This is a genomic window from Rhizobium leguminosarum bv. viciae USDA 2370 (assembly GCF_002008365.1).
GTDB lineage: Bacteria > Pseudomonadota > Alphaproteobacteria > Rhizobiales > Rhizobiaceae > Rhizobium > Rhizobium leguminosarum.
Map to the genome: position 1 here is coordinate 325,246 of NZ_MRDL01000046.1, position 11,516 is coordinate 336,761.

12 protein-coding genes are annotated in these 11,516 nt (G+C 62.3%); 9 read left to right on the top strand and 3 right to left on the bottom strand.

Going from position 1 to position 11,516, the window contains the following annotated elements; genetic code table 11:
• Nucleotides 1–78 precede the first annotated feature (78 nt).
• The 3 genes from BS629_RS23500 to BS629_RS23510 all read right to left on the bottom strand — a co-directional run bounded on the left by BS629_RS23500 (nucleotide 79) and on the right by BS629_RS23510 (nucleotide 3,179).
• Nucleotides 79–1,110: an aldo/keto reductase gene (locus tag BS629_RS23500; RefSeq protein WP_018246126.1), complete on the bottom strand. Its 1,032-nt coding sequence runs from the start codon at nucleotides 1,108–1,110 to the stop codon at nucleotides 79–81.
• A gap of 221 nt (nucleotides 1,111–1,331) precedes the next feature.
• Nucleotides 1,332–2,600: a flavin monoamine oxidase family protein gene (locus BS629_RS23505; RefSeq protein WP_018246125.1), complete on the bottom strand. Its 1,269-nt coding sequence runs from the start codon at nucleotides 2,598–2,600 to the stop codon at nucleotides 1,332–1,334.
• A 66-nt stretch (nucleotides 2,601–2,666) separates the two neighbouring features.
• The gene (locus tag BS629_RS23510) at nucleotides 2,667–3,179 is read right to left on the bottom strand and encodes a MarR family winged helix-turn-helix transcriptional regulator (RefSeq protein WP_018246124.1); all 513 of its coding nucleotides are present in this window, start codon (nucleotides 3,177–3,179) and stop codon (nucleotides 2,667–2,669) included.
• Between BS629_RS23510 and BS629_RS23515 the strand changes: the two genes are divergently transcribed.
• The 9 genes from BS629_RS23515 to BS629_RS23555 all read left to right on the top strand — a co-directional run bounded on the left by BS629_RS23515 (nucleotide 3,180) and on the right by BS629_RS23555 (nucleotide 11,512).
• Entirely contained in the window at nucleotides 3,180–4,070 is an 891-nt protein-coding gene (locus tag BS629_RS23515) for a haloalkane dehalogenase (protein ID WP_018246123.1), read from the top strand.
• A gap of 96 nt (nucleotides 4,071–4,166) precedes the next feature.
• Nucleotides 4,167–4,766 (top strand): class I SAM-dependent methyltransferase, encoded by a 600-nt coding sequence (locus BS629_RS23520; protein ID WP_018246122.1) that lies wholly within the window; start codon nucleotides 4,167–4,169, stop codon nucleotides 4,764–4,766.
• Nucleotides 4,767–4,890: 124 nt separating this feature from the next.
• A complete protein-coding gene (locus BS629_RS23525) occupies nucleotides 4,891–5,565 on the top strand; it encodes a response regulator transcription factor (protein WP_018246121.1) in 675 nt (224 codons plus the stop codon).
• Entirely contained in the window at nucleotides 5,562–6,941 is a 1,380-nt protein-coding gene (locus BS629_RS23530; protein ID WP_018246120.1) for a sensor histidine kinase, read from the top strand. The genes BS629_RS23525 and BS629_RS23530 overlap by 4 nt, the downstream gene beginning before the upstream one ends.
• A gap of 94 nt (nucleotides 6,942–7,035) precedes the next feature.
• A complete protein-coding gene (locus tag BS629_RS23535; RefSeq protein ID WP_018246119.1) occupies nucleotides 7,036–8,016 on the top strand; it encodes a 3'-5' exonuclease in 981 nt (326 codons plus the stop codon).
• A gap of 190 nt (nucleotides 8,017–8,206) precedes the next feature.
• Nucleotides 8,207–8,353, top strand: coding sequence for a DUF1127 domain-containing protein (locus tag BS629_RS23540; RefSeq protein ID WP_003548073.1), 147 nt, complete (start codon nucleotides 8,207–8,209; stop codon nucleotides 8,351–8,353).
• Nucleotides 8,354–8,977: 624 nt separating this feature from the next.
• Nucleotides 8,978–9,814 (top strand): 5-dehydro-4-deoxy-D-glucuronate isomerase, encoded by an 837-nt coding sequence (gene kduI / locus BS629_RS23545; RefSeq protein ID WP_018246118.1) that lies wholly within the window; start codon nucleotides 8,978–8,980, stop codon nucleotides 9,812–9,814.
• Nucleotides 9,811–10,575, top strand: a complete 765-nt coding sequence (gene kduD, locus BS629_RS23550) for a 2-dehydro-3-deoxy-D-gluconate 5-dehydrogenase KduD (RefSeq protein ID WP_018246117.1) — start codon at nucleotides 9,811–9,813, stop codon at nucleotides 10,573–10,575. Before kduI ends, kduD begins: the two co-directional genes overlap by 4 nt.
• A 196-nt stretch (nucleotides 10,576–10,771) precedes the next feature.
• Nucleotides 10,772–11,512, top strand: a complete 741-nt coding sequence (locus tag BS629_RS23555) for a FadR/GntR family transcriptional regulator (protein ID WP_018246116.1) — start codon at nucleotides 10,772–10,774, stop codon at nucleotides 11,510–11,512.
• Nucleotides 11,513–11,516: the final 4 nt, after the last annotated feature.

The following is an 11,516-nucleotide window of genomic DNA, read 5'->3' on the forward strand; positions in this document are numbered from 1 at the left end:
ATCATCCTGAACCTGGGACATCCTGTCCGCTTCGGCGAGAAGCGGACAGGGTTCGTTCAATCAGAGCTGAAGGAAGGTTCAGCGGCCGCCTTCGATCTTGCGGTGGCGCTGGTTGATGCCGCCCTTGCCGTAGGGGTAGTCGAGTGGCTGAGGCGCGCTCACCTCATTGAGCCTCGCCATGTCGTCGTCGGAGAGCTTGAGTTTCATGGCGCCGAGATTGTCGGCGAGCTGTTCCGGCGTGCGGGCGCCGAGGATGACTGAGGTGATCGCCGGCTGCGCCGCCGTCCAGGCGAGCGCTACCTGCGCCATGCTGCCGCCATGCGCCTTGGCGATTTCCTCGACGACGCCGATGATCGCCCAGGTTCGCTCCAGCGCATTGCGCGGCGCATAGGATTCACCGCCGCGATTGGGGTTTTCACCGAGGCGGGTGGCGCCCGTCGGCATCTCGTCGCGCTTGTATTTGCCGGTCAGCCAGCCGCCGCCGAGCGGCGACCATGGCAACAGGCCCATGCCGGCATCCTGGCAGGCTGCGACGATCTCGAGCTCGATGTCGCGCACCAGCAGGTTATATTGCGGCTGCAGCGTCACCGGGCGGGTATAACCCCGCGCCTTGGCGATCTCCGAGGCCTTGGCGATGTGCCAGCCGACATAATTGGAAAAGCCGTAATAGCCGATCTTGCCGGAGGAAACCGCATCGTCGAGGAAGCGGAGCGTCTCTTCGATCGGCGTCAGCGCATCCCAGGCATGCATCTGGTAGAGGTCGATCTGCTCGAGGCCGAGGCGGCGGAGCGAATCGTCGAGCGCCTGGCCGAGATGCCGGCGCGACAAGCCGATATCGTTGGGTCCGTTGCCCATCGGAAAGCGCCCCTTGGTGGCGACGATCGCCTGGCGGGCCTCGGTCGGGCGCGCCTTCAGCCAGCCTCCGATGATCTCTTCCGATTTGCCGGCGCTGTAGACATCGGCGGTATCGATGAAATTGCCGCCCCAGGCGAAATAATCGTCGAGCAGCTTGTGCGAGGCGGCCTCGTCGGCCTCCGCGCCGAAGGTCATGGTGCCGAGGCAATAGGCGGTGACGACGGTCCCGCTGGGACCGAGCTTGCGATAGTCCATTTCTTCCTCCTCATGCGGATACCCGCAGCCGACACGCAAACGGTCGGGGTAGAAGCCGGGGCTCCTGCAATCAATGACAATATTGTGCTTGAGGCGGCCGCTTGCCGCCGGATGACGTATAGCGCCCCAGGCTGGGAGCACAGGGGCCGGGGGGAGCATAACCAATCCCGCCCGCGCGACAAGTGAGAAAAAAATATTCCTGCCGTCGCGGCCGGCGAGGATCACGGATTTTGCGAAAACGAGCCGGCGATCAGATCGGCTGCGGCGACGCCGGTCTCGTAGGCGCCGTGCGCCGTCGAATAACGCGACTTCGAACAGGCCTCGCCGGCAAAGAAGATCCGCTCGTCATGCGGCGCGGCGAGACGGCCGCGCAGATCGGAGGCGCCGGGTTCGGCATAGGAATAGGAGCCGCCGATATGGGGCGCTGCGGCCCAGGCCGACATTGCCGCCACCGACAGCTCCTTGCGGATATCCGCGCCAAAATGTGCCGCCAGTTCATCTCCGGCGAAGGAGAAGGCGGCCTCTCTGCCTTGCCCCTCCAGATCATGCGCGAGGTCACCGGCGAAATAGGCCTCGACGACGGGCGCGCCGAACGGCCGGAGCTGATAGGTGCCGGTTGCGCCGCGACCGGTGGAGCCGAGCATATGCGTATCCGCCGGCAGCGCCTGCTGATTTGCGAGCCTCAGGAAGAGCTTGTCGGCGAGCCCTAGGGGCAAACGGGCTGCGGCCTCGATCTTCTCCGGCAAAGGCGGGTCGAAGGCGATCTTGCCGGCGGCAAGCACATTCGTTGAAACGGTCACCACCACCGCGCGGGCACTCAGCACACCCTGGCTCGTCTCGATGCCGATGCGGCCGGCATGACGATGGTCGATGCGCGTCACCGCGGTGCCGAGCTTTGCCCGAACCGGCTTGCCGTAAAGCGAGACCAGCGTTCCATAGCCCTCGCGTACCCGCCAGTCAGGGCCGGGGCCGGGATCGTATCTGTTGTAATCGACGACCGACGACCGCTCCAGTTCGGCACCGGTGATATAGGTGCCGATCGCCCGGATCTGGCCATTCCAGGGGTTGCCGGGCTCGAGCATTTCGGCCATGGCTGCGTCATTCCCCTCATGGCTCTCGAGGCGCTCGAAATAGGCGCCGATCGCATTCCTTGCGGCATGCGCCTCCGCGCCATCCCGCTGAAGCCGCCGTCCGCCATCGTTCCAGGGTGCCGGCGTACGGTCGACCGTCAGTCCGACCTCGCCGGCGATCGCAGTCCAGGCATTGGTCCGCGCGCCATGCAGCCAGCCGCAGCCGAGATCGAGCGCGACATCGGCGTCAGGCAGTCCGACCGTCCAGGCGCGCCCGCCGAGACGATCGCCGGCTTCAAGCAGGAGGATGGAAAGATCCGGGCGGATTGCCTGCAGGCGACGGGCGGCGGCGATGCCGGCGGCACCGGCGCCGATGATGACGACATCCTCTTCGGCGCCCTTGCTGTTGTCACCCGGCATGAATTTTCCTTCGGTCGTGCGACGGTTAAGTGGAAAGGGTCGTCGTCTCAAGCCAGCCCCGCTTCGCTATTGCAGCTGCTCCAGCAGCCGCCGGAGTGCTGTCCGCAAATCGTCCATCTGCTGCTGGCTGGTCAAGGCAGCCCAGCTTTCATCGACGCTCCGGCCCGCCGCCATCGCTATCGGCCTGACCCCCTGGCCTTTTTCCGTCAGAAACACCAGCCGGCCGCGCCGATCGTTCGGATCTGGCCGGCGCTCGACATAACCCAGGCGCTCGAGTTCTTCGACAGCCTGCGTCATCGTCTGCTTACGCACACGGGCGAGCTTGGTCAGCTCGCTGACCTGGATGCCCTCGGGCCGCGCGAAAGTGAAAACGTTGGCATGCGGTGGGCGGATATCGCCGTAGCCTGCCTCATCGAGTGCCGCTTCGACGGCCTGCGTCCAATGCTGATGGACCAGACGCAACAACAGGCCAAGGGAAGAAGACGACATGAAACCCCGCGCAACAATATAGACAGGTAACTGTCTATATGATAAATGGACAGTCGCCTGCCTATATAGCACGAAAGCGCGGAGCTCCATATGCCGACCATCGATATTCTCACCTCGTTCATCTCCTACGAGGAACTGGGGGAGGGCGACCCGATCGTCTTCCTGCACGGCAATCCCACCTCATCGCATCTCTGGCGGAACATCATGCCCGTTATCGGGCCCGGCCGCTGCCTGGCGCCCGATCTCATCGGCATGGGACGATCCGGCAAACCCGATATCGGCTATCGCTATGGCGATCACATCGCCTATCTCGACGCCTGGTTCGATGCGCTTGACCTCGACGACGTCGTGCTCGTCGGCCACGACTGGGGCGGCGCGCTGGCATTCGACTGGGCTTCACGCCACGCCGAACGGGTGCGCGGCATCGCCTTCATGGAAACCATCCTGCGGCCGATGAGCTGGGAGGATCTGCCAGGCGGCGGAAAAGCGCGTTATGAACTGTTGCGGGGTACGGGAACCGGCGAGGCCAAGGTCCTCGACGAAAATTTCTTCATCGAACAGGCCTTGCGCGCGACCACGCTGAAAGGGCTCAGCGATGCCGATTGGGACGTCTACCGCGCCCCCTATCCGGACCGCGACAGCCGGCGCCCGCTGCTGGAATGGCCGCGCGCCATGCCGATCAACGGCGAGCCGGCCGATGTCGTCGCCAGGATCGAGAGTTATGACCGCTGGCTTTCCGCCAGTCCTCAAACTCCCAAGCTGCTGCTGACCTTCGACGGGCCTGCCGAAACGCTGTTGATCGGTAGCGAGATGATTTCGTGGTGCCGCGACACCATCGCCGGCCTGGAAATCAGGGGCTGCGGGCCAGCGCGCCACATTGCCCCCGAGGACCAGCCCGAGGCGATTGCCGCCGAAATCAAAAGCTGGATCGATCGGAATGGGCTCAGAACAGCACAGCGGAAGGTGGCGTCTCAGGCATAAAAATCAGCGTCTGCGTCACAGTGAATGCGACATGACAGACTGTTGCAATGTTGAGCCGGTTCATGGGTGGGATCAATCAGCCACTGTGAAGGTCCAATGCCACGTTTCGATCGACGACGCTTTCTTCTTGCCTGGCTGCGCGCGCCGCTGCGCATCACCTCGATCACGCCATCGGGCCCCCGCCTTGCGGGCCTGATGACCAAGGAAATTTCTGCGCTAACCGGGCCGGTTCTCGAACTCGGCCCGGGCACCGGCGTTTTCAGCTCGGCCCTTTTGGAACGCGGCATTGCAGAGCGCGATCTGACTCTAATCGAATACGAACGGGATATCGCCACGATGCTTCAAGACCGTTTTCCCGATGCCAGGGTGCTGCAGCTGGACGTGCGAGAGATGTGGAAGACGGCGCTTTCCAGAAGTTTCTTCGGCGGCGTCGTCAGCGGGCTTCCGCTTCTTGCCATGCGGCCGGACGATGTGCGGGCGCTGCTCGCGGGCTGCTTTTCCAACCTCAGGCCGCATGGTGCCTTCTATCAATTCACCTACGGCCCAAAATGCCCGGTGCCCATCGAAATCCTCGACTCCCTCGGTCTCGTCTCGAAGAGGATCGGTTGGACCCTGCGCAATATCCCGCCGGCTGCGGTCTATCGCATCAGCCGCAGGTACCAGCCAATGGCCCTGATCGAGCAGCACCGTGCATGATGATGGATAGGATCCTTTGCTACGAGGCGGCGATCTTGAATTCGATGCGCAACCGCTGCTGCGGGCCTCGCTGAGGTGATATGGTCACCTCCTGTGGATCGACGGCCCCCGATAGGAATGTGAGATGCGCATATTATTGATCGAGGACGAACCTCAAATGGCCGTGGCGCTGCGGGGCGCGCTCACCAGGCACGACATGGTGATGGATCATGTTTCGACCCTATGCGACGCCGAGCTGGTGATCGGCGACGGCGCCTACGACGCCGTCCTCCTGGATCGGCAACTGCCCGACGGCGACGGCCTTGAACTCATTCCGAAGATCCGAAATAGGGGGCTGACGCTGCCAATCATCGTCATCACCGCCAAGGGAGAGGTTCCAGACAAGATCACCGGCCTTGAGACCGGCGCCGACGATTACCTCGCCAAACCCTTCGTCTTCGACGAACTTCTGGCGCGGCTGCGTGCCGTCATGCGCCGCTCAGAAACCTTGCGCCCGGCGCTTATCTCGATCGGCCGGCTTTCGTTCGATCCGACCTATTGCGACATCATCGTCTGCGGCCAGCGTCTGGAAATGCCACGCCGGGAGGCGCTGGTGCTCGAATGCCTGGTGCGCCGGGCCGGTCGCATGGTGCCGCGGCCGGCCTTGATGGAGGCGGTCTTCGGATTCGACGACGAAATCCAGTCGAACGCGCTCGATTCCCATATATCGCGGCTGCGGCGCAAGCTGGCAGCGTCGCAAGCGGGCGTGGTCATCAACGTTATCCGGGGCGTGGGTTATCTCCTGCGTGAAGCATCATGAGCAAACGATGCTCCTATTCGCTGCACAAGCGACTGTTCTGGCGGCTTCTTGCCGTACAGTCGGTCGTGCTCATCCTGGTGATGATCGTGCTGATTTCGGTCGGGAAAATATTCGACTACAGGTCGACGGAGGGCACGATCGAGATCCTGCGCCAGGCCGTCTTCCGCCAGCCCACCGGAGAGTTGAGCCTGAGGGAAACGCAGGATCTGCGACAGCTGCGGAAAGATGCGCCCGATCTCTGGTACACCATTCGCGACATGCAGGGACATGTTTTGACCGAGGGCCGGATTCCGGAAGAATATGCCACCATCGGCAATACGCTCGATCATGTCGGCCAGGCGAGGTTCGGCTCGAATCTCGGCGACCGCGACCGTCCGGCTGTCCGAATGAAGTGGATTGCGACGGACGGTGGACAGGTGCAGTTTCTGACGGGCACCGACGGCCCCAACTCGCTCACCTTCATGCTGTACGGCGTTTCGCTGATCCTTGCGAAGCTTGTCATCCCCGTCGTCGCCGTGATGGCGTTGGGTGCGCTGATCGCAACGCCACTCGTCGTGCGAAGGTCGCTGGTTGGGATCGACCAGGCCGCGCTCGAGGCCGATACGATCGATATCGACCAGCGCGGCGGCCGGCTTTCGGCCAACGATATTCCCGAAGAGATCGCGCCGCTGGTGCGCGCCGTCAACCGTGCGCTCGGCCGTCTCGACGAGGGTTACGAGCGGCAGGAACGGTTTCTGACCGACGCCGCCCATGAGCTGCGCACGCCGATCGCCATTCTGAATACGAGAATTGGATCCCTGCCGCACAGTTCGATCAAGACCGACCTGTTGGAAGATGCCGCAAGGCTCGCCGTTCTCACCGAGCAGATGCTCGATCTTCAGCGACTGAAGCAGGGCAAGGTCCAATTCACCAAGGTCGATCTCGGCCAACTGGCGAGGAAGGTCATCATCGAAATGGCGCCGCTGGCCTTTGCCGCCGGCTATACGGTGCAGTTCGATGTCGACGGCGCCGGCCAGATCGACGGCGATCCTCTGGCCCTGCAACGCGCCCTGATGAACATCCTGCAGAACGCGATCAACCACGGCGGCAGGAAAGGCATCATCGCGCTGACCGCCGGCTGCAACTGGATCGAGGTCAGCGACGAGGGACCGGGCATTCCCGCCGATATGCGGGATCGGATATTCGAGCCCTTCTTCAAGCGCCATCACGACGGACGCGGCGCCGGACTCGGCCTCAATCTCGTTCGTGACATCCTGCGCATGCACGGCGGCGAGGTGACGATCGACAACCGCAATCCCGGGGCGGTCTGCCGGCTGAGCTTCCCGCCGGACAAAACGGCAGGCGTTCATACGCCGCCGCGCCTGGCGACTGCATAATACTAAGGGCTACCGCGTCCTTTGTGGCTCGCGAAAAGACGCGCGGCGCTGTCGTGCGATGGATTAAATCGCGTCTCCGTGACATATAGAGTCGATGAGCGTGCACAGAGATTCGCAACTCGACATGTTTGCCAAGGCATCGCCCGCGATTGCCAAGGTGCGCGGTCCAGTGCGCCGGCAACCTTCCCAACCGACCGCCTACTCTGATGAAGACATGGCGCGGACGCTGGAAGAGAGCGGCAACTATCGCATCTTGAGAAAGCTGGCCGCACGGCCGGTTGCGTCAGTCAGGCGGCCCGGGTTTTCACAGCTCGGCGTCATTCTCGATACGGAGACCACAGGTCTCAACCACCGCAGCGACGAGATCATCGAAATCGGCGCCGTCGCCTTCACGTTCAACGATGACGGGGCAATCGGCGATATCATCAGCATTTATGGCGGCCTGCAACAGCCGTCCCGACCGATCCCGCCCGAGGTCACCCGGCTGACGGGTATCACCGATGCGATGGTCGAAGGACAGCTCATCGATATCCAATCTCTGAGAGCGCTGATCGAACCGGCGGATCTAATTATTGCCCGCAATGCCGGGTTCGACCGGCCGTTCTGCGAGGCCTTCTCGACGATTTTCGCCGGCAAGGCCTGGGCATGCTCGGTTTCGGAGATCGACTGGAGCGCCCGCGGCTTCGAGGGCACGAAACTCGGCTATCTCGTCGGCCAGGCCGGGTATTTCCATGAAGGCCATCGCGCCGTGGACGACTGCCACGCGCTCCTGGAAATCCTCGATCGAGAGCAGCGCGACGGTGAAAGCCCGTTCACCGAGCTCTACCGCGCCAGCCAGCGCTCGCGCATCCGCATCTTTGCCGAACACAGCCCGTTCGAGATGAAGGACCACCTGAAAGCGAGGGGTTATCGCTGGTCTGACGGCAGCGACGGCCGTCTGAAGTCCTGGTGGATAGAAGTCGGCGAAGAGGATCTCGGCGACGAGCTTTCCTATCTGCGTTCGGAAATTTACCGGTGGAAAGAAGCGGAGCCGCCGATCGTGCGGCTGACGGCCTTCGATCGTTTCAAACTCTGACCGCGAAGCGGTTCGGATCCTGATCGGGAAATCGCTACCAGATATGACGATCCATGCAATTGCTGCATAGGTGCAGTGATGCATTGGCGCTGTAATAGTCAGAGGTCTCATATTATATACAACTCATCGAAGCGAACGAAGCGCCAAGGACTGGCAGCTGAGCTTCGAAAGCCCACGAAAGGGGATCATCATGAACGTAGCACGCTCTTTCAATAACTGGCGCAAGTACCGTCAGACGGTCGCTGAACTGGGTCGTATGTCCGCACGCGAACTGGACGACCTCGGCATCGGCCGCAGCGAAATCCGCAACGTCGCCCGCGCGGCCATCGCCCGCTAACGGCAAATTAGACCAAGCATCTTCGAGACTATGCCAGCGCCTGCTTCCTCCCGAGCGGGCGCTTTGCTTTTGTGCGTCCGGCGGATGGAGCAGGGTGATCAAGCCGCCCGCTTTTCGCATAGCGCATAGCTGCATTGCAAAGAAATGCCTATCAACTGAGCAAGAAATAAGTATGATTATTTCTATCGAAGCGATGCACCTCCTCCCGCGTCCCTTCGATATACAGGCGCCCCATCCTCCTCCCAGGGTCGTCTGTGGAATGACAGCACTCCTCCTCCCAGCTGTCGTTCGGTTTTTTTCGAAAGCCTGCCGCACCTCCTCCCGCGGCAGGCTTTTTCGTTTTGGCCCAAGAAAATACCGGCCCGTGCCGAAGCGGCCGCTTGCGATCATCGCTTGATGATGGCGTCATCATCTCCGCAAATTCTCCTGTCTATTCCCAGATTTTCTTTCGTGCTCTTGCGGGCCTTGCGTCTCCTCAAGCGAGCGCCGACAAACCTGTTGACACCAAACTTGTCGTACAACTATGTAACCGGATGGATACCGCCGCAGCGGAACAGGCCGGACAAGACCGGCTTCCGCAATAGCGACGACCCCTGGCGACAATGAAGCGGAAGGAAAATTGACATGCAGATCGACGTGAGGCACGCCTCCCATCCGGAGGCCGTGCGTGATTTCGACACGGAGACGCTGCGGCGTCACTTTCTGGTGGAAACCGTTTTCGCGAGCGGCGAGATCCGGCTCACATATTCGCATTACGACCGAATGGTCATCGGCGGCGCGACGCCGCTCGGCTCCGGGCTGACGCTGACGGCGCCGACGGCGATCGGACAGGAAACCTTCCTTGCCGAACGTGAACTCGGCGCCCTGAACATCGGTGGTGCCGGCCGCATCATCGTCGACGGCACGAATTACGATCTTGCCAAATATGATTGCCTGTATGTCGGCAAGGGTGCCAAGGACGTCAGCTTCGAGAGCGCGGATGCTGCCAATCCGGCAAAGTTCTATCTGGTCTCGACGCCAGCGCATCAAGCCCATCCAACCGTGTTGCTCACCCGCGAAAAGGCCCGTCACCTGACGCCGGGCGAAGCCGCCACAGCCAACAAGCGGTCGATCTACCAGTTCATCCACCCGGAAGTCTGCCAATCCTGCCAACTCACCCTGGGCTTCACCATGATCGAACCGGGCAGCGTCTGGAACACCATGCCGGCCCATACGCATGACCGCCGCATGGAAGCCTATCTCTATTTCGATCTCGAAGCGGAACAGCGTGTGTTCCACTTCATGGGCGAGCCGCAGCAGACCCGGCATATGCTTGTCGCCAACGAACAAGCGGTCATCTCGCCGCCCTGGTCGATCCATTCGGGCGCCGGCACCAAGAATTACAGCTTCATCTGGGCGATGGCCGGCGACAATAAGAGCTTTACCGACATGGACCATATCGCCATTGCGGATCTGAGGTGAGCGTCGTGGCAAATCCCTTCGACCTTTCCGGCCGGGTTGCCGTCGTCACCGGCGCCAATACAGGGCTCGGCCAGGCCATCGCGGCCGCACTGGCAGCGGCCGGTGCGTCGATCGTCGCCGTCGGACGCTCCTCAATGGACGAAACCGAGGCGCTGGTGAAGGAAGCGGGAAGCCGCTTTCATGTCGTCAAGGCCGATCTTGCCAGCATCGAACCGGTGAAGGGGATCGTCACTGAGACCATCCAGACCTTCGGCGGCCTCGACATCCTCGTCAACAATGCCGGCATCATCCGCCGCGCCGATGCGCTCGACTTCACCGAGGAAGACTGGGACGCGGTGATCGACGTCAACCTGAAGACTGCCTTCTTCCTGTCGCAGGCCGCCGGCCGCCACATGGTCGACAAGGGCAGGGGTAAGATCATCAACATCGCCTCGCTGCTCTCCTTCCAGGGCGGCATCCGGATCCCGTCCTATACCGCCTCGAAAAGTGGCCTCGCCGGCCTGACCAAGCTGCTGGCCTGCGAATGGGCCGGCAAGGGCGTCAACGTCAACGCCATTGCCCCGGGCTATTTCGTGACCAACAACACCACGGCGCTGCGCGAGGATGCCGACCGCAATGCCGCCATCCTTGCCCGCATCCCGGCCGGGCGCTGGGGAACGCCGTCCGAACTCGGCGGTGCGGCCGTATTCCTGGCATCGTCGGCGTCCGACTACGTGCATGGAACGGTGCTGCCCGTCGATGGCGGTTGGCTGGCGCGCTGATCGGTCTCACGCCGTGCCTCTTTTCAGGCGGGCTAAGGATGCTCTATCGCTTCGACTCTCCGCATAACCCCGAAAATTGATTCCGGTTTTCGGGGTTATGCGCTAGGGCTGCTGCCCACCGTATCGGCGTAGATGCGGAATGCGAACAGGAAACGGGGTCGGCGCAGCCGCCTCGACACCAGGATTTCGAAACAGGATGGCAGATAAGGACAACGCGGTCTTCAATACCATTCAGCAGGCGCCGAACCTGCGCAGCAACCTTGCCGATATGTTGACGGCGCAAATCGAGTCCGGCGACCTGAAGCCCGGCCAGCGCCTGCCGACCGAACAGGCGATCATGACGGCGACCGGCGTCAGCCGGACGATCGTTCGCGAAGCGCTTGCCGCCCTGCGTGCAAAGGGGTTGATCACCACACGGCAAGGCCTTGGGGCTTTCGTCTCGAACGATCCGACACCGAGATCCTTCTCGATCATTCCGAACGACCTGCAGTCGATCGACGAGGTTCTGCGCGTGCTGGAGCTGCGCATGGGGATCGAATACGAAGCCGCCGGCCTTGCCGCGCTGCGGCGCACGCAGGAGGATATCGACCGCATGCAGGATCGTCTCGATGCCCTCGACAAGGCGCTCGAAGAGGGCGGATACGGCGCGCAGGAGGATTACGCCTTCCACAGGTCCATTCTGGTCGCGACACAGAACTCCTATTACGGCCGCCTCTTCGACACGTTCGGCAACATCATGGTGCCGCGGCAGTGGGCGCGCTTGGACAAGATGACATCAGCCGAGCGCAAGCGCCATGCGGCGCGCATGCGCAGGGAACACCATGCCATATTCGCGGCAATCCGCGACCGCGACGAGCCCGCCGCGCGCCGCGCCATCCGAAGCCACCTGTCGAAGAGCGCCGCGCGCTTCGAGGAGTTGCGCGACGCTACGGCATAATCCT

Coding starts and splice junctions, on each gene's coding strand:
- BS629_RS23530 (WP_018246120.1), top strand. CDS start 5,562: ATGAGCAAACGATGCTCCTATTCGCTGCACAAGCGACTGTTCTGGCGG.
- BS629_RS23525 (WP_018246121.1), top strand. CDS start 4,891: ATGCGCATATTATTGATCGAGGACGAACCTCAAATGGCCGTGGCGCTG.
- BS629_RS23540 (WP_003548073.1), top strand. CDS start 8,207: ATGAACGTAGCACGCTCTTTCAATAACTGGCGCAAGTACCGTCAGACG.
- BS629_RS23555 (WP_018246116.1), top strand. CDS start 10,772: ATGGCAGATAAGGACAACGCGGTCTTCAATACCATTCAGCAGGCGCCG.
- BS629_RS23505 (WP_018246125.1), bottom strand. CDS start 2,600: ATGCCGGGTGACAACAGCAAGGGCGCCGAAGAGGATGTCGTCATCATC.
- BS629_RS23535 (WP_018246119.1), top strand. CDS start 7,036: ATGAGCGTGCACAGAGATTCGCAACTCGACATGTTTGCCAAGGCATCG.
- BS629_RS23520 (WP_018246122.1), top strand. CDS start 4,167: ATGCCACGTTTCGATCGACGACGCTTTCTTCTTGCCTGGCTGCGCGCG.
- kduI (WP_018246118.1), top strand. CDS start 8,978: ATGCAGATCGACGTGAGGCACGCCTCCCATCCGGAGGCCGTGCGTGAT.
- BS629_RS23500 (WP_018246126.1), bottom strand. CDS start 1,110: ATGGACTATCGCAAGCTCGGTCCCAGCGGGACCGTCGTCACCGCCTAT.
- BS629_RS23515 (WP_018246123.1), top strand. CDS start 3,180: ATGCCGACCATCGATATTCTCACCTCGTTCATCTCCTACGAGGAACTG.
- BS629_RS23510 (WP_018246124.1), bottom strand. CDS start 3,179: ATGGAGCTCCGCGCTTTCGTGCTATATAGGCAGGCGACTGTCCATTTA.